14 protein-coding genes are annotated in these 15918 nt (G+C 66.6%); 4 read left to right on the top strand and 10 right to left on the bottom strand.

What is annotated here, in order from left to right:
• Nucleotides 1-74 precede the first annotated feature (74 nt).
• From ACNUDN_RS00540 to speB, 5 genes are read right to left on the bottom strand one after another with little or no spacing between them, the layout of a single operon-like run.
• Nucleotides 75-1037 carry a LysR family transcriptional regulator gene (locus ACNUDN_RS00540; RefSeq protein ID WP_419120130.1) on the bottom strand — a complete coding sequence of 321 codons (963 nt, stop codon included), beginning with the start codon at nt 1035-1037 and terminating at the stop codon, nt 75-77.
• Nucleotides 1038-1068: 31 nt separating this feature from the next.
• Entirely contained in the window at nt 1069-1710 is a 642-nt protein-coding gene (locus tag ACNUDN_RS00535) for a cyclase family protein (RefSeq protein ID WP_419120129.1), read from the bottom strand.
• Nucleotides 1711-1717: 7 nt separating this feature from the next.
• Entirely contained in the window at nt 1718-3103 is a 1386-nt protein-coding gene (locus tag ACNUDN_RS00530; RefSeq protein ID WP_419120128.1) for a purine-cytosine permease family protein, read from the bottom strand.
• Complete coding sequence (locus ACNUDN_RS00525; RefSeq protein ID WP_419120127.1) at nt 3100-3501, bottom strand: YybH family protein; 402 nt, start codon at nt 3499-3501, stop codon at nt 3100-3102. Before ACNUDN_RS00525 ends, ACNUDN_RS00530 begins: the two co-directional genes overlap by 4 nt.
• Complete coding sequence (gene speB, locus ACNUDN_RS00520; RefSeq protein WP_419120126.1) at nt 3494-4450, bottom strand: agmatinase; 957 nt, start codon at nt 4448-4450, stop codon at nt 3494-3496. The genes ACNUDN_RS00525 and speB overlap by 8 nt, the downstream gene beginning before the upstream one ends.
• Nucleotides 4451-4538: 88 nt before the next feature.
• On the opposite strand from speB, the gene ACNUDN_RS00515 reads away from it, so the two are divergent.
• On the top strand, nt 4539-5123 hold the full coding sequence (locus ACNUDN_RS00515; RefSeq protein WP_419120125.1) for a helix-turn-helix domain-containing protein: 585 nt from the start codon (nt 4539-4541) through the stop codon (nt 5121-5123).
• Nucleotides 5124-5239: 116 nt separating this feature from the next.
• Here ACNUDN_RS00515 and ACNUDN_RS00510 read toward each other — a convergent pair whose 3' ends face one another.
• Nucleotides 5240-5953 (bottom strand): class I SAM-dependent methyltransferase, encoded by a 714-nt coding sequence (locus ACNUDN_RS00510; RefSeq protein ID WP_419120124.1) that lies wholly within the window; start codon nt 5951-5953, stop codon nt 5240-5242.
• A gap of 93 nt (nt 5954-6046) precedes the next feature.
• On the opposite strand from ACNUDN_RS00510, the gene ACNUDN_RS00505 reads away from it, so the two are divergent.
• Nucleotides 6047-6448, top strand: a complete 402-nt coding sequence (locus ACNUDN_RS00505) for a type II toxin-antitoxin system VapC family toxin (protein WP_419120123.1) — start codon at nt 6047-6049, stop codon at nt 6446-6448.
• 47 nt (nt 6449-6495) lie between these two features.
• Here ACNUDN_RS00505 and ACNUDN_RS00500 read toward each other — a convergent pair whose 3' ends face one another.
• Both ACNUDN_RS00500 and ACNUDN_RS00495 read right to left on the bottom strand, forming a co-directional pair.
• Entirely contained in the window at nt 6496-7182 is a 687-nt protein-coding gene (locus ACNUDN_RS00500) for a HEAT repeat domain-containing protein (RefSeq protein WP_419120122.1), read from the bottom strand.
• A 645-nt stretch (nt 7183-7827) separates the two neighbouring features.
• On the bottom strand, nt 7828-9081 hold the full coding sequence (locus ACNUDN_RS00495; RefSeq protein WP_419120121.1) for a M20 metallopeptidase family protein: 1254 nt from the start codon (nt 9079-9081) through the stop codon (nt 7828-7830).
• 217 nt (nt 9082-9298) lie between these two features.
• Between ACNUDN_RS00495 and ACNUDN_RS00490 the strand changes: the two genes are divergently transcribed.
• Nucleotides 9299-11293 carry a S9 family peptidase gene (locus tag ACNUDN_RS00490; protein ID WP_419120120.1) on the top strand — a complete coding sequence of 665 codons (1995 nt, stop codon included), beginning with the start codon at nt 9299-9301 and terminating at the stop codon, nt 11291-11293.
• Between the two features lie 49 nt (nt 11294-11342).
• A complete protein-coding gene (locus tag ACNUDN_RS00485) occupies nt 11343-11978 on the top strand; it encodes an alpha/beta hydrolase (protein ID WP_419120119.1) in 636 nt (211 codons plus the stop codon).
• Nucleotides 11979-12042: 64 nt separating this feature from the next.
• Here ACNUDN_RS00485 and ACNUDN_RS00480 read toward each other — a convergent pair whose 3' ends face one another.
• Together ACNUDN_RS00480 and ACNUDN_RS00475 are read right to left on the bottom strand one after the other, a co-directional pair.
• The gene (locus tag ACNUDN_RS00480; RefSeq protein WP_419120118.1) at nt 12043-12729 is read right to left on the bottom strand and encodes a class I SAM-dependent methyltransferase; all 687 of its coding nucleotides are present in this window, start codon (nt 12727-12729) and stop codon (nt 12043-12045) included.
• 115 nt (nt 12730-12844) lie between these two features.
• Nucleotides 12845-15679 (bottom strand): Ig-like domain-containing protein, encoded by a 2835-nt coding sequence (locus ACNUDN_RS00475; protein WP_419120117.1) that lies wholly within the window; start codon nt 15677-15679, stop codon nt 12845-12847.
• Between the last annotated feature and the right edge of the window lie 239 nt (nt 15680-15918).

Raw genomic sequence — 15918 nt, 5'->3', positions numbered from 1 at the left:
GACTAGATGGGTGAATCCTGCAATAACCACAGGGTTTCCCTATGTCGCCTCTGCCTTACCGGCGAAATGGCTGTTCAGCGGGCCGCACGGCGGATCAGGGGTACCGAGGACGCCCCCCGATCCGACCGGCTCGGGGGCTCCACCGGCAGGTCCCGCACCGCATCCTCGGCCAGCCGGGCGAACTCGCGGGTGGCGTTCGACAGCGGCCTCGCGCGGTGTTGGGCCAGCGCGATGGTGTCGTAGAGCGGCTCGGCGAACGGGGCGATGTGCAGGCCGGGCGGCATCGCGTCGCTCTCCAGCACCGCGCCGCTGACGATGGTGTCCCCGACCCGGGCGGCAACCAGCTTCAGCGCCGATTCGACATGCTCGATCTCGATCATCGGTTCCAGCCGCAGACCGGCCAGCTGGGCGCGCTCGGCGAGTTGTCGCCGCGTCGGGTCCTTCCAGCCGTAATGGGCGTCGTAGAGCACAAGTGTGGCGCCGGCCAGCTGGTGGACGGTGACAGGTTCGGCGGTGTGCGACGGGTCGGCGCTGACGTAGAAGACCTCGTCGCGCAGCAGCGGCCGCACCGTGAGGTCCTCGTCGTCGATCGGCAGGATCAGCAGGCCGGCCTCGATCTCGCCGGCCTGGATCGCCGCCGCGGTCTCGGCCGAGTTCTGCCCCACCAACCGCACCCGCACGGCGGGATAGCGCAGGTGAAAGGTCTGGACCAGGTGCGACAGCAGGTAGTAGTCGGCGTTGCGCGGGACGCCGAAGGTCGCCGTGCCACCGCCCAGGGAGCCGACCGAGCGCACCGCCTGGACGCCTCCGTCGGCGGCGCGCACCGACTGCTGGGCGTAGGGCAGCAACTCGCGGCCCGCCGCGGTGAGGGCGAGCCGGCGGCTGCCGCGGACGAACAGCTGTGCGTCGAGTTCGTCTTCCAGGCGCCGGACCAGTTCGGACACCGACGCCTGGGCGACCTGCATGGCGTCCGCGGCCGCGGTGAACGAGCCGCCCCGCTCGGCCTCCACGAACGCCCGCAACTGGTTGAGCGTCATGTCGGCTGACCTTAGGCCGTCTGATCGGCGGTCAGGATCCGAACGCCACGGCACGCACCGGCGCCCCATCGGCGTCGATCGGCAGTGCGAAGAACCCGATGCGCACGTTCTCCGCAAGTGAGTCCAGGTTGCAGAGGTTTTCGACGATCAACGCATCGGCGCCGAGGACCACCTGGTGCACCGGGAACTCGGCGACGGCCTCCCCGGTGGGGTCAGGGCTGAGGGTGTCGACGGCGAGCACGTGCATTCCGCGGCGCAGCAGCTCCGCCGCCGCAGCCGGATCCAACGCAGGGTGGTCGAGGGCGGCATCGGTGCCGAACCTCGCCGCCCACCCGGTGTCGAGCACGACGATCGGCGGCACCCGTGCGGGCAGGCCACCCGCGAGCGCGGCGTCGATCTCGGCCAGACCGTACGTCGAGTGCGGCGCACAGCCGCTGAGATGCACCACCAGCGCGTCTCCGAGAAGTTCGTCGAGTCCGATCCGGCCGGTGGTGCGCGCCCCCGCGATGGTGTGCGACGGTGCGTCGACGTGTGTCCCGGTGTGCGAACCCAGGTGCAGCGCAACGACATCCACACCGTCACGGGCGAGTGCGAGAGCCGGCTCCAACCGCACCGGGGGATCGCCGGGGTACACCTGCATCCCGGTGGCGACCGGGTGGCTCAGGTCGCGCATGCCGCGCTCACATCTGTGCTGCGTCCGACCGGGCAGCCAGGTGCGCACTGGCTGCCCGGGGATGGCGCGCGCGACCGGGCAGCATGGCCACCAGGTACAGGACGAACGTCAGGAAGAACGCCGGAATGGTCGCGCCGATCGGGCTGATCCAGACGTAGGCCCACACATACGACATCACTGCACCGACGGCCCACACCGCCACCGCAATCCAGTTGATCCCGGCCAGGTACCAGTAGCGTCCGGCGCCGCCGCGCAGAATGTCGGCGGTGTACGCCGAGCGCTTCAGCAGGTAGTAGTCGACGATCATGATCGCGAACACCGGTACGAAGAACGCACCGATCATGACCAGGAAGTCGGTGAACTGGCCCAGCAATCCGAGCCAGGTCGCACCGATGATCGAGATGACACCGAGCACCAGCACCGTCGGCAGGAACCGCAGCCTGCTGCCGGGCCACGCGTTGACCACCGACTGGACCATGCCGTAGACGACCATCGTGTTGGTGGCCATGACGGACAGGAAGATCACGATTGCCAGCGGGGCGCCGAACGCGGCGACGATGGTGGCCGGATCGAACGCCGCGGCCTCGTCGCCGCGCAGGATGACGTAGCCGATCGCGGTGGCGCCGAGTGTCATCGCGATGACGGTCGACAGGGTGTAGCCGATGCCGGACCCCACGATGCCGGCCTTGCTGGAGCGGGCCAGCCGGTTGATGTCCGCCGAGAGCACCGTCCAGGAGATCGCGGTCGCGATGACGATGTCCAGCACCGTCACCGAGGTGTAGCCGATCGACTCGTCGACCGGGATCGCCTGGAAATCTGCGGGACTGAAGCTGGTGAACGCGACGACGAAGATGTAAGCGATGATCGCCAGCATCAGCGCCGCGAGCCACGGCTCGATCCGGGCGATGCCTTCGTGGCCGAGGATGGCGATGAGCACCACGATCGTCTGGCACAGCACCGCGAACAGTGCGGGGTTGGAGAATCCGGTGAGGCTCTCGACGAGGTAGTCGACGGTCACCCCGGCCAGCATCGCCTGCACCCAGCTCCAGCCCATCAGAATGACGACGTTCGCGGCCACCGGAAGCAGGCTGCCGCGAATGCCGAACGCGCCGCGGGTGAGCGCCATCGTCGGCAACCCGGTGCGGGTGCCGATGTTGCCGACGAGGGTGAGCACGACGGCGCCGCCGAGGGTGCCCAGGAGGATCATGGTGAGCGCGGTGCCGTAGTCGACGGCGGGAATGAGCAGCGTGCCGGTCAGCAGGGTGGTCACCACCAGGTTCGCGGCCAGCCAGATCATGCCGATGCGGGGCAGCGAGAGGCTGCCGCGGATCGGGCCTGCGTTGTCGGCCTGGACTTCCAGGCGGCGGTCGAGGCGGGCGTAGAGCGATGTCATGACGACTCTTCCGGGACCGGCGACAGGTGTTCGTGGATGGCGATCAGCTGGTCTCCGTCGACGCGGAAGACGATGGTCTCGCGCTCCCGGAAGTCCTGCTGACCGTCGGCGGTATCGACGGACGTGGCGACATCGTGGGTGAACACCGCTCCACCGGGGAAGGTCTGCACGTGCGGCCGTGATGAGACGCAGGAGCGCACCCGCCAGCCGTGTGCGATCCAGTCCTGCCACAACCGCTCGTAGGCGGCGCGGTCGTCGAGGCGCGCGGGCTCGGTGTGGAAGCAGAAGGTGGCCTCGGGCGCGAAACAGGCGAAGTAGCGCTCGGTGTCGGTTGCGGCGAAGGCGTCAACGGCGGCCGCTACCGCGCGGCTCACCTCCTCGATGTCTGGTTCACGCATGGTTTCCTCTCCGTGGCGCCATCGCGCTGATCAGTTCGTAGGTGACGTGAGCGGCGGCGATGCCGGTCAGCTGGGCGTGGTCGTAGGCCGGGGCGACTTCGACGATGTCGGCACCGACGATCTGCCGGTCGGCCAACGCCCGGATGATGCGCAGTAGCTCGCGGCTGGTCATCCCCCCTGCTTCGGGGGTGCCGGTGCCCGGTGCGTGCGCGGGGTCGAGCACGTCGATGTCGATGGAGATGTAGAGCGGCGCCTCGCCGATGCGGCTGCGGATCCGCTCGATCGCCACCGAAACGCCCTGCTCCTCAATGTCTTCGGTGGTCACGATGGTGAAGCCCAGGCAGGCGTCGTCACTGAGATCTTCGACGCCGTAGAGCGGCCCGCGGGTGCCGACGTGCATGCTCGCGGTCAGATCGATGAGGCCTTCCTCGGAGGCGCGCCGGAACGGCGTGCCGTGCGTGACGGGGGCGCCGAAATAGGTGTCCCAGGTGTCGAGGTGCGCGTCGAAGTGCAGCACGGCGACCGGCCCGTGTTGGGCTGCGACTGCGCGCAGCAGCGGCAGCGCGATGGTGTGGTCACCGCCGATCGTCACCAGGCGATCTGCTCGCTCAGCGAGTTGCCTTGCCCCGGATTCGATTTCGGTGACAGCAGCGTCGATGCTGAACGGGTTGGCGGCGATGTCGCCGGCGTCGGCAACCTGTTGCACCGCGAACGGTTCGATCTGCTGGGCCGGGTTGAACGGGCGCAGCAGGCGTGAGGATTCGCGGACATGCGCCGGACCGAAGCGGGCGCCCGGCCGGTAGCTGACTCCGCTGTCGAAGGGCACCCCGACGATCGCGATGTCCGCGTGGTCGACCTCGTCCAGACGCGGCAGCCGGGCGAACGTGGCGAAGCCGGCGAACCGGGGGACGACACTTGCGTCGACCGGACCCCTCGGGGGTTGTTGCATGTGAGTAAACTTTCGATATCCTGTAGGCAACTGTGTTCGAGATCATATGGCGGGCCCATGCGGCTGTCAACGCGAGCGAGGAGGTCCCGTGCGGCCAGTCCATCCCGGTCCGAGCGCGTCACCGATCCCGATCGGCGCACGTATCCGCAACGCGCGCAAGGCGCAGGGACTGACGCTCGCGCAGGTCGCCGACAGCAGCGGCCTGACCAAGGGGTTCCTCAGCCGGCTCGAGCGCGACGAGACCTCGCCGAGTGTCGCCACGCTGGTGCAGCTGTGCCAGGTGCTGTCGCTGTCGCTCGGCGCACTGTTCGCCGAGCCGGAGATCCAGAAGATCTCCGTCGGCGAAGCGCCGCTGATCAATCTCGGCGGCAGCGGTGTGACCGAGCTCCTGATCTCACCGCGCGCCGAATCACGGGTTCAGGTGATCCGCTCGAGCATGGCGCCCGGAGCCACTGGCGGACACGAGCTCTACACGATCAGCAGCGAGGTGGAGGTGCTCCACGTCTTCTCCGGTGCGGTCACCGTGCACTTCGTCGATCGCAATGTCAGTTTGGGGGGCGGCGACTCGCTGACGTTTCCGGGGCGGGAGCCGCACAACTGGGACGCCGATCCGGTCACCGGCGCCGAGGTCGTGTGGGTGATCGTGCCGGCATCGTGGAGTGGAACATCGTAAGCACCACGTGAATCGCGCGAAGGCAATCGAGGTATCCAGTCGCGCGCTGCACCCGAATGTCACGTCCGCGCGACTCGCCGACCATTGCATGACCGAGGGAATGTCATTGTCGCGGACTATTTTCGGCGTGGGTCGGCTATGGCCCGGATCGCGAGAAATCCCGTGGGCTCGCGATGCAACTGGTCGTACTTGTCCTGGTTGATCGCCGCCGCCTCCGGCGCGGGCCGCGGTTCGAGTAGGCGCTCGATGAGGAAGCCAGCGTGGTGCAGTTCCTCGCAGGTCGCCTCCAGCGGCGCCAGCCAGTACCGCACCTGCCACCCTCGGCTCCACGTCTCGTCGATGACACGCTGCTTAAAGTAGTTGCCCCCGTGGCGAAGCCAGTCACCGGTCGGGTGCAAGCGCGACAGCACCAGCGCGCCGCCGGGCCGCAGAACTCGGCGAAACTCGGTCAACGCGGCGACCCGGTCGTCGACATACTCCAACGCCAACGCGAACAACACGCAGTCGACGGTGCCCTCGGCGAGCCAGTCCAGCGGACGAGCGAGGTCATGAGTGCGGAACTCGGCGGTGGGCACCCGCTGTCGGGCGAGCTCCACCATGCGGGGGCTCTGGTCGAATCCGATCACCTCGGCACCCCGGTTGACCAGTTCTTCGGCGTAGAGGCCGGGGCCGCATGCAGCGTCCAGGACGGTCGCACCATCGACGTCACCGAGTAGCGCCAGACATGCGGGCCGATCGTAGTGCGCGTTGAACAGGCCGGCCTGAGCGTGGTCGAGGTATTCGTCGGCGAACACTTCGTACTGGGGATGCTGTCCCACTGCGTCAGACATTCCGTCATTATCTCTGGGTAGTGGCCGTGGGTCTGTTCGCGGCATGCTGGGAATCGGTCACGGTGAATGCGCAGCCTGTGCGACGGTACCGCAGTGACAATCTTCGTCGTCGATGCTCCGGTGGCCATCAACCTTGCCACCACCGAAGCGATCATCCCCTCGGTGCACAGTTTGACGGCTCCGACACTTCTGCGTTCGCAGGTGCTCGCCCTGGTGTACGGATCGGTGCGCAGCGGAACGATCGACGAGCGGACGGGGCGAGACATTCTTGACAGGATCCGCGGGCTGCAGATCCGGCTCCTTGGCGATCGGTCGCTACAGGCGCACGCCTGGCGCATCGCGGCGCAGTTGAACTGGCCAGACACCTACCAGGCCGAGTTCATCGCACTGACTCGCCTCCAGGCGGACGCACTGGCGACAGATGATCCCCAACTCGCCTCAGCGGCAAGCACTTTTGTCACCGTTGCGGCACCTGACGACATTCTCCGACCGTAACTAGAGATGGCCAACCGGGCATCTGTTGTGGACGTATCGTCTGCCGTTCACAGAAGGCGCGCGAGTCTTTTCTTCCGCAGATTCTGATTGACGATCCACGCCACATCGGGATCGTCCCGATCGAGTTCGTGGAAGGCGGGCAAACCGGTGTCGGGAGCCGCAGCGACCGCGACACTCCAACAGTACCCGAGCGCCTGCCGCAGCGCTCTGAGCGCCGGATCGCGCCGTGCGCTTCGGCTCGTCCGTGTGATGGAGGCGGTCGCGTTGCGGCAGACGTCGATGGCGACGGCCGCGGCGTGAGGGTTTCCGAGCAGTCGGGGTTCGCAGATCGCGGCCACGGCCGCGCGTCGGACCAGCGGATCTTCGTCGCCGACCCATGCGGTGGCGATGCGTTCGAGGTCACCGAAGCCGGCGTCACCGAGCAGTTGCAACCCGAGGGCTACGCCCTCCCGGACGCGCCACCGAGGATCCGAGGCCAATCGGTGCAACGTCGCCAACGCACGCGGTTCGGAGGCCCGGGCGCCCAGGGCGACGGCTCCGCACATTGCCAGGTACTCGTCGGAATCGCCTGCGGCCGCGACGATGTGCTTCTGGTCGGCCAGCTCAGCGTAGGCGATCGCCAGCTCCGTGTTGGCCCGCGGCCCCGGCAGACCCGAATGCTCACCGAGGAAGCGGTTCCACTCCGACGAACTCAATGCGCGCAGCTCCGAATACCACCGGTGCCGTGGTTTCATGCCCGAAACTTACCTGCCTCGGGGAGTTAGGCGTTGGTGATCCCTGAGCTCGACGATGCCAGGTGCTTCCTCCAATATTCCCGCGCCGCACTCGGTTCTGCGTTCGCCTCGACGTCGCCCACGAGCGCGAGGAGAGCTTGTGAGGCTGCACCCAAACCCACCTCAGCCCCGCGCGCGACGTGAATGAGGGCGCCTCGTGCCCGATCCTCTGAGCAGTTTCGAAGCGCCATGTACGCACCTATGGCCATGTCGATCTCACGTCGCGACGTGTGCTGTGCAGCACAGTCACCTCGTCCGCCTGTCCTCCTGCCGGCCCGCCCCGGTAGCGAGTGTCGTGGTGTGTGGTCGGGAATGCGTTCCACCCGTTAGCCTCCCATCCGGGTCAGCGTGGCTCGGACTGTTGTCGACCAAGGTACCGCGATCCGGCCCATTATGAAAATGATTTTCATTAAGGGTCTGTGTCGAGTTTCCGCACAGTGCTGGCGTGGACAGGGTCGCAAGCGCCGCCCCGACCGCCGTCAAGACGGCAGGGCCCTACCCCCGGCGGTGACGCCGCAGCTCGGGGGCGGTGGCGGTCCCCCGCCCGCAGTGGCACATGCCTCATGGGGCACGGGCCGGTCCCGCGCGATACGCGGCAAACCTGTGTCAACCCTGCGGCAAGCCGCGGTCGGCGATTTCGCGGACAACTGCACAATGCAGTTCGCACGCAAGAGTCAAAGCAGCCTCGTCGATCTCGAAGCGGGGTGAGTGGTGCGACTCGACGAGGCCCAGTGCTTCGTTCTGGCTGCCAACGAGCGCGAAGCAGCCGGGGACCTCAGCGAGGATCTCCCCGAAGTCCTCCCCGGCCATCGTGCGGTAGTCGTCGAGCACGTGCTCGAAGCCGCGCATGTGCACGGTCGCTGCGGTTTCGGCCAGCTCGGCGACGCGTTGATCATTGACGGTGGGGGGCGGCGAGACCCGCCAGTCAACCTCGATGCGCGTGCCCGTCGCCGCGGCGATGCCCGCAGCGATGGTCTTCACCTGGTGCTCGGTTTCCTCGATGACTGCCGCAGAGAACCCTCGACATGTGCCGCACAGCTCGACGACGCCAGGGATCACGTTGAAGGCGTCGCCGCCGTGAATGCTGCCGATCGTCACGACCACCGGATCGACGGGCGCGATGGCGCGGCTCGCGACCGTCTGCAGCGCAGTGATCAGATGCGCCGCCGCGACCACGGGGTCTTTGGCGCGGTGTGGCATTGCGCCATGCCCGCCCTCGCCGATGACGCGGATACCGAGCTCGACGACACCTGCCATGATGCCACCGCGTGTCAGCGCCACGGTCCCAAGGGGGAGCTCGTTCCAGACATGTATCCCGAACGCGGCATCGACGCCGTCGAGCGCGCCGTCGTCAATGCAGGCACGTGCCCCATCTCCGCCTTCCTCCGCCGGCTGGAACAACAAGCGCACCCGGACGTCGTCCGGCGGTGACTCGGCCATGAGGCGGCCGGCGACCGCTAGCGATGCCATGTGCGCGTCGTGCCCACAGGCGTGCATGCGCCCCGCGATCGTTGACGAGTACGGGAGCCCGGTCTCTTCCTGGATCGGCAGGGCGTCCATGTCGGCCCGCAAAAGCACCGTGGTCGACGCATTCTGCGGGCCGATGTCGGCGATGAAGCCGGTCTTGGCGACTGACCGGCACGCCGCATAGCGGCTGACGTAGCCCATGACGGTCCGGCTCGTTTCACGCTCCTGATAACCCAGCTCGGGGATGCGATGCAACGCTCGCCGAAGCTGCACGAGATCACGTCGCGGATCACTCATCCGGCGGACGCCGTCGTCCCCCAGCGCGGTCGTGTCATTGGCCTTGGAGCCGGCGTCGCGGTTTTCATACTGGGAGAACAGGGTTCGCCGGGCCATGCCTGCCCCTCTCGTGTGCTGCGCATGTGTCAACTCTTGCTCTGCGTCGGTGCCGGCAAGTTTGGCTCGTGCTAACTTATTGATAATCGTTTTCAATAGTAAGCCTCGTGCGGGAAGGAGACTCCCAAGTGGGAGGATCTGTGTCCAACCCTCACGTATGCGATGGCCGCGGCGCGGTCGTTGCGGCAGGCGAACCGGAGCAGCCTTGAATTCTGCGATGACGACGACCTTCGGCTCCTGGGCGACCCCGATTACCTCGGAACTGGTCGTTCGGGCCGCCGCCGGACTCGGCGGGGTAAGCCTGCATGGCGACGCGGTGGTCTGGTCGGAGCAGCGTCCCGAAGAGGGTGGGCGTACCCAGCTGGTACGGCGGACCGGTGACGGTCGCGTCGTAGACCTGTTGCCCGACGGGGTCAACGCGCGCACCGCCGTCCACGAATACGGCGGCGGCGCCTGGTGGGTGGTGGGTGAGACCGTGTGGTTTACCAACTGGGCGGATCAGCGGCTGTACACGGTCACCGCGGGATCAGTTCCGGTTCCGGTCTCCCCCGAACCCGACGTGCCGCGTAGCGACCGTTGGGCCGACGGGTGCATCACGGCAGACCGGCGATGGGCGCTGGTGGTGCGCGAGCGCCACCCCGCAGGTAGCGGGCCTGCCGAGGTCGTCAACGAGATCGTCGTGCTCGACGCGACCGGCGAGTTCTCGCCGCGCGCGGTGGTGACAGGTCCTGACTTCGTGTCCGATCCCCGCATCTCATGCGATGGAGAGCGGCTGTGCTGGCTGCAGTGGTCGCATCCCGATATGCCCTGGGACGGCACGCAGCTGTGTGTGGCGGACCTGACGATCTCCGCCGCCGGTCCGATTTTGGGCGACCCCCAGATCGTGGCGGGTAAGCCCGACTTCGGACCCGGTGGCACAGGTGCTGGAGAGTCGGTGAGCGCTCCGCGTTGGGCCGATGACGGTTCGCTGTGGTTCGTCTCCGATCGGTCGGACTGGTGGAACCTCTACCGATGGCGGCCCGACACCGACCAGGTCCTGCCCATGGTTACGCTGGACGCCGAGATCGGGCTTCCGCAATGGACTTTCGGCCAGTCGCGCTACGCCTTCTTGACGGGTGGGCGCACCGTACTGGCCTTCTCCCGCGACGGAATCGACCACTTGGCGGTCCGCCTCGATGACGGCCGCGTGGTTGACCTCGATACGCCCTACACGGCGGTCGCCTCGGTCCAGGCCGAGGGCGATCGGGTCGTCTTCGTCGGCGGATCGGCCACCGCCGAGGCTGCCGTGGTGTCGATGACAGTGGACGCCGACGGGGTCGTCACCGGAATCGAGACACTGCGCCCTCCACGGGATCTCGGCATTGACACGACGTGGTTTTCGGTGCCCGAGTCGATCTCGTTTCCGTCCGGCAACGGTCGCACCGCGCACGCGTTGTTCTACCCACCTACCAATCCCGACGTGGTTGTCGGGGATGGTGAGCTGCCGCCGCTGCTCGTGCTGATCCACGGCGGCCCTACCAGTGCGGCGCGGCCGATGTTGCAACTCGGCACGCAGTACTGGACAAGCCGGGGCTTCGCAGTGGTGGACGTCAACTACGGTGGCTCCACCGGGTACGGCCGCAGCTACCGCAATCAGCTTCGCGACCAGTGGGGCGTCGTCGACATCGACGATTGCGAGGCGGCCGCTCGGTGGCTGGCCGCGCAGGGACGCGTCGATCCGTCCCGGCTCTGTATCCGGGGCGGGTCGGCAGGTGGCTATACGACGCTCGCGGCGCTCGCTTTCCGCGACACCTTCGCTGCCGGCGCAAGCCATTTCGGCGTCGCCGACCTCGAAGCACTCGCGACCGAGACCCACAAGTTCGAGAGCCGCTACCTCGACGGCCTGATCGGGCCGTACCCCGCCCGGCGCGATCTCTACATCGACCGCTCACCCATACACCACGTCGACGGCTTCGACCGCCCGCTCATCGTGTTACAGGGTCTCGAGGACGAGATCGTGCCGCCCAACCAGGCCGAGATGATCGTCGACGCTTTGCGCGTCAAGGGAGTACCCGTGGCCTATGTCGCGTTCGAGGGTGAGCAGCACGGGTTCCGCCAGGCGGCGAACATCCGTCGTGCCCTCGACTCCGAATTGTCTTTTTACGCCCAGGTATTCGGGTTTCCGCTGCCCGAAGGCGAGCACATCGAGCCCGTCCGCGTCGAGAACCTGTGACCACGCTGCTTGCCAACCCCACGGCGATTCACCATGCGAGACTTGACCCATGCCACTGACTCAGTATCGGATCGAGCGCGGCGGAATTGACCGTCTGCTGTTTCTCATGCACGGCTATACCGCCGAGCAGCATCACCTCGCCTCCTACGTCCCGCTCGTGGACCCCAACGAGCGATTCACCGCCATTGCTCCGCGCGGCCCGCTGACCATGCCCGACGGCGATGGTGCCGGTTGGTGGCCGATGGATCTCGATACGTTCGAACCCGACCTGTCGGGCGTGCAACCGTCGCTGACAATGCTCGAGTCGTTCGTCGCCGAGGAGGCGGACAAGGCCGGCATCCCGCCGGAACGGTGCATTCTCGGTGGGTTCAGCCAGGGCGGCTACCTTGCGCTCGCGCTCGCCTGCAAGCCGGGCGGGCCTCGATACGGAGGTGTGTGGGCCATGTGTTGCGGTCTGCCGGGCAGGCTGGGGCTCGATGTGGACTTGGTCGGCGGTGACGGCCGCCCAGTGCTGTTCCAGTGGGGTACCCGCGATCCCGTCATCAGTCCCGATCAACCCCGTGAGGCGATTGCCGCGCTGGAAGCCGGCGGATGGAATGTGCGCCACCATGCCTACGACATGGCTCACAGCCAGACGATCGAGATGATGATCGACGCCCGAGACTGGCTCGGCGGGGTGCTCTGATCCTCGACGCGGTTCGGCGGCGATCGTCGAGGCGCTTCTGCTCTGGTGTGATGGCGCAGGATTGCTATGCGTAGCACACCCAGCCGCGAAAGGTGAACGTCGAGAAGAACTCGGTGATATCGGAGAAGCCGGCGTCCTGCAGAATGGCGCAATCCTGTTCAGGAGTCAGGACCGGCACCGTCTCTGAGATCGCTTCGCGCGCTTTGCCTGCGTCGTCGGGGTCGATACCGTTGGCGACGAGGTAGGTGACGTGGCGCTGGATCCACTGTTGCCGTTCGGCGTCGTCGCTTTGCGGAAAGCTCAAGTGCATGACGACGAACGGTGCGCCGGGCTTCAGTCGCCGTCGCACCTGCGCCGCGGTGTCACGCCTGTCGTCGGGTCCCAGGAAGTGCAGTGTCAACAGACTCGTCGCGGCGTCGTATGGGCCGCGGGGCGCCTGGTCGATGTAGCCGTGGTGCATCCGGACCCGTTCGACGTAGGGACCCAGGGTGTTCGCCGCAAGATCCAGCATGGCCTGGGCCGGATCGACGGCGTCGAAGGTCCAGTCCGGGTGGCTTTCGGCGAAGGTCTTCGTTTCCAATCCCCCGCCTGCGCCAAGGACGAGGATCCGCCCGTCCGCGGGCGTGCGTTCGTCGATGAGCACGGCTGCCATTCGGTGGATGTCCTGATAGGCGGGGACCATCTGTTGGGCGCGCTGCGCGTACATGGCGACGTGGTGGGGGTCGTCGAACGGGTTGGCGGAAGCGGTCACCCTGCGAGGATGGAGTCTGTGGCGGTTGACGGGCAATGAGGTTTGCCGATCAGGCAAGAATCAAGGCTGCGACCCAGCCGCGCGGATGCCGACGATCACCCACAGCCCACCATGACTATATTACGCGCAGCACCACCACCCGTCCGGTGCTCTTACCGGTGAACGGAACAGGGTTGGCCGTTGTGAGCACCACCCGGCTTCCGTCGGGACTGAACGTCGGCGGTACGGAGACCTCGCCGGAGACGGATATCGCAGTGCCCACCTGCTTCCCGGTGGTCACGTCGAACACGCACAACTTGGTCGTCGCGCTGTAGGTCAACGGATTCCACACCGACACGGTGAGCAGGGCGCGGCTCCCGGTAGGACTGAGCAGCTGTTTCCCGTACAGAGCTCCGGTCATGGTGAGGGTACTGCTGACCGCCTTTCCGGTCCCGGTGTCGATCGACACGATCCTGGTGCGTTCGGCGCCGGTCCACATGTCGTTGTCATAGGTGGTGATCAAAGCTCGGTCGGTGCTGAGCAGCAGCGGAGCGTAGGTGTCTCCGTCGACCCCGACCGTGTTGCCGATCTGCGCCCCTGTAGCCATGTTGACCACCACCACCGAGACCGAATCGTTCACCTCGTCTCGTGTTGTGATGACGGCGCGCCCGCCATCAGCGCTGGACAGTTGGAAGTTCCGCACTTCACCCGGGACCGCGAGAAATGTCCGAGCACCCGTCAGGGTGTTCACAATCGCTGCATCGCCGGTATTCGTGGCCACCAACGCGTAAGCGCCATCGACGGTCACAAAGTTCGAAACTGTGCCGACGAGGCGACCGTTGAGGATGACCGTACTACCGACCTGGACGCCGGTCGCGGTGTCGATGACCGTCACAGCGGTCTTGCCGCCCGGGAGATCTTCATGAGTGACTATCGCGCGGGTGGTCGGGGCGTTCAACGCCGCGGCACTCGCTGTCCCGGACAGTGCCACGGCTGTTCCGATGCGGCTGCCGGTGGCAATGTTGATCACCGCGAGCGATGACGAATTCGGTTGCGGCGCTTTGCTGTCAGGGCGGACGATGATGATCGCGCGGTCACCGTCGGCAGTCTGCAGTACCGAGTCGAGCGCACCTGACATCGTCACCATGGCGCCGATCTGTTCGCCCGTCGTCATGTCGATACCGGCCACTCGCGTGACGGCCAGATCAGCCGAGTCGAAGCCGGCGGTGATCACCAAGGCCTGGGTGCCGGCGGCGTTGAACAGCGGTCCGGACGACCATCCCCCTTCGATCTCCAAGACGTCGGCATTGGCTGCACCCGTGCTGGCGTCGATCACTTGGGCGTAGGTGGTGAATCCGGCATCCCAGTCACCGGCCTGCGCCGCGACCAACACGCGAGTCCCGGCCGGGTTCCACGTGATCTTGCGGGGCGCTGAAGCCGGAAGGTCGAGTGCGGCGGTGGGGCCGATCTGCGCCCCCGTGCTGGTGTCGATGATGCGTACCGATACCCCCGAGCTCCCTGCGGTCACGGACGTGATGGCGACCCGATCACCAAACGGGCTCAACGACGGTGGATCGCCGGTGTAGAGAAGAGTCGAACCGATCTGGGTACCGGTGGTCGCATTGATCATCGCAATCCGAACCTCGCCGCCGATGTGGGTCTGTACGACCGCGCGGGTACGACTCGCATTGAACGACGGTGGACCCGAAGGGATGCCAGCGAGGGTAAGCGTGCCTCCGACCTGTCGTGCCGTCGCGTTGTCGACGACGATCACCTTGGTGGTCGTGACGAAGGAATCGAAGTCGGTGGCGTCGCTGACGATTACCGAATGTGTGCCGGCGGCGCTGTACCCGTGGCCTTCCGCGTAGCCGGGTACGGTGACCTGACCGACCATGGAGACTCCGGTGCGGGCGACCGGTCCGGCCGTCGGTGAGATCCGCACAGTGACCGTTTTCGTCGTCACGCCGCCGTGGCCGTCGGAGATCGTGACGGTGAACGTATCCTTTTTGGCGGACGCCGGTGCTCCGGGTGCACCAGCCTGCCGTCGGGCTTCTTCTGTCGGTGTGTAGACGATTGTCCTGCTGGCAGGATCGAACGTGATCGAACCCTTCGATGTCGTTGTCGGAGCTCTGTATTCGAGGATGTCGCGATCGAAGTCGATGGCACTGAGCCGGCCTATCACCGTTCCCGTGCTCGAATCCGGTGAACGAGTCGACGTGAAGAGGATGGGGACGCGATTCCTGGGAGCAATGGGGACGGTCACCGTCTGTGAGACGATGCCGCCGTTGCGGTCGTCGACGGTCACAACGATCGTGTCCTGGGTGACGGGGTGGGTCACGGCCGCCGCGGCATGGCGAGCGGCGGCGGTCGGGCGATAGCGGAAGGTTCCGGTGAATGAGTTCATCGAAACGGTGCCGTTGGCGGTCGAGGTCGCGGCGAATCGGAGGCTGTCGCCATCTCCGTCGTCGGCGACGACCTTGCCCCGAACAGAGCCCGTGCCGCTGGAAGCGGGACCGACGTTGACGTCGGTGATCGACGGAGGGTGGTTCTCGACCTCGGCTGGCGCAGGGTCGAAGCCGAGCTCACGACGTGCCGCGGCGGCCACTACCCAGTCGATCGGCGGGTTGACGTCATCCTCGGGATCCTCAGGTGCGTCTTCGGGTCGTGCCTCGTCGGCTGTCGCGGCCGACTCGATGTCGACGGTTTCGGTGCCCGCGTCATCGTCGGAGTCCGCGGAGTCGGGCTCGGTGTCTTTACCACTCTTTGTGGTGGCCGTCCTCTCCGACTCGTCCTGCTCTGAGTCCTGGTCGACGGAATCGGATGTTGCCGAGGTCGTGTCGCGCCTTGCGCCATCAGAGTCCGCCGATACTTCGTCCGCCCACGCCGCCGGCGCGGCGAGCGACAGGACTGCGCCAACGCCGAGAATTGCGGCCAACTCACCAATGCGGCCCACGTAGTGTCCGGCTTTCATGACAGCCCTCCTTTGGCCGCGCCGCCGGCACCACCGGCAACCCTCCTGTGGCGCGAGTGTGACACTCTGTCGTAGGCGGTGTATGCAGTAGTGCGCTACTCCAATTCTGCGGCGAGACGGGACAGGTACTGCCGAGACCTCATTCGCTGTGGTTGAGACATGAACAGTGTTGCCCGCCAATAGAACTTGAACGCACAAGTGCACGGACCGCAGCAGTCGATAACTTGCCAACCGTGGCG

The sequence above is a fragment of the Mycobacterium sp. smrl_JER01 genome, from assembly GCF_048513595.2.
Classification (GTDB): Bacteria; Actinomycetota; Actinomycetes; order Mycobacteriales; family Mycobacteriaceae; genus Mycobacterium.
Note: the sequence above shows the minus strand (reverse complement) of the source record. Positions and strands in the feature narration are given on the sequence as shown.

Excerpts from the sequence above, each read along its gene's own strand:
- ACNUDN_RS00495 (WP_419120121.1), bottom strand. The coding sequence starts at position 9,081 with ATGGCCCGGCGAACCCTGTTCTCCCAGTATGAAAACCGCGACGCCGGC.
- ACNUDN_RS00500 (WP_419120122.1), bottom strand. The coding sequence starts at position 7,182 with ATGAAACCACGGCACCGGTGGTATTCGGAGCTGCGCGCATTGAGTTCG.
- ACNUDN_RS00510 (WP_419120124.1), bottom strand. The coding sequence starts at position 5,953 with ATGTCTGACGCAGTGGGACAGCATCCCCAGTACGAAGTGTTCGCCGAC.
- ACNUDN_RS00535 (WP_419120129.1), bottom strand. The coding sequence starts at position 1,710 with ATGCGCGACCTGAGCCACCCGGTCGCCACCGGGATGCAGGTGTACCCC.
- ACNUDN_RS00490 (WP_419120120.1), top strand. The coding sequence starts at position 9,299 with ATGACGACGACCTTCGGCTCCTGGGCGACCCCGATTACCTCGGAACTG.
- ACNUDN_RS00525 (WP_419120127.1), bottom strand. The coding sequence starts at position 3,501 with ATGCGTGAACCAGACATCGAGGAGGTGAGCCGCGCGGTAGCGGCCGCC.
- ACNUDN_RS00540 (WP_419120130.1), bottom strand. The coding sequence starts at position 1,037 with ATGACGCTCAACCAGTTGCGGGCGTTCGTGGAGGCCGAGCGGGGCGGC.
- speB (WP_419120126.1), bottom strand. The coding sequence starts at position 4,450 with ATGCAACAACCCCCGAGGGGTCCGGTCGACGCAAGTGTCGTCCCCCGG.
- ACNUDN_RS00485 (WP_419120119.1), top strand. The coding sequence starts at position 11,343 with ATGCCACTGACTCAGTATCGGATCGAGCGCGGCGGAATTGACCGTCTG.
- ACNUDN_RS00530 (WP_419120128.1), bottom strand. The coding sequence starts at position 3,103 with ATGACATCGCTCTACGCCCGCCTCGACCGCCGCCTGGAAGTCCAGGCC.
- ACNUDN_RS00475 (WP_419120117.1), bottom strand. The coding sequence starts at position 15,679 with ATGAAAGCCGGACACTACGTGGGCCGCATTGGTGAGTTGGCCGCAATT.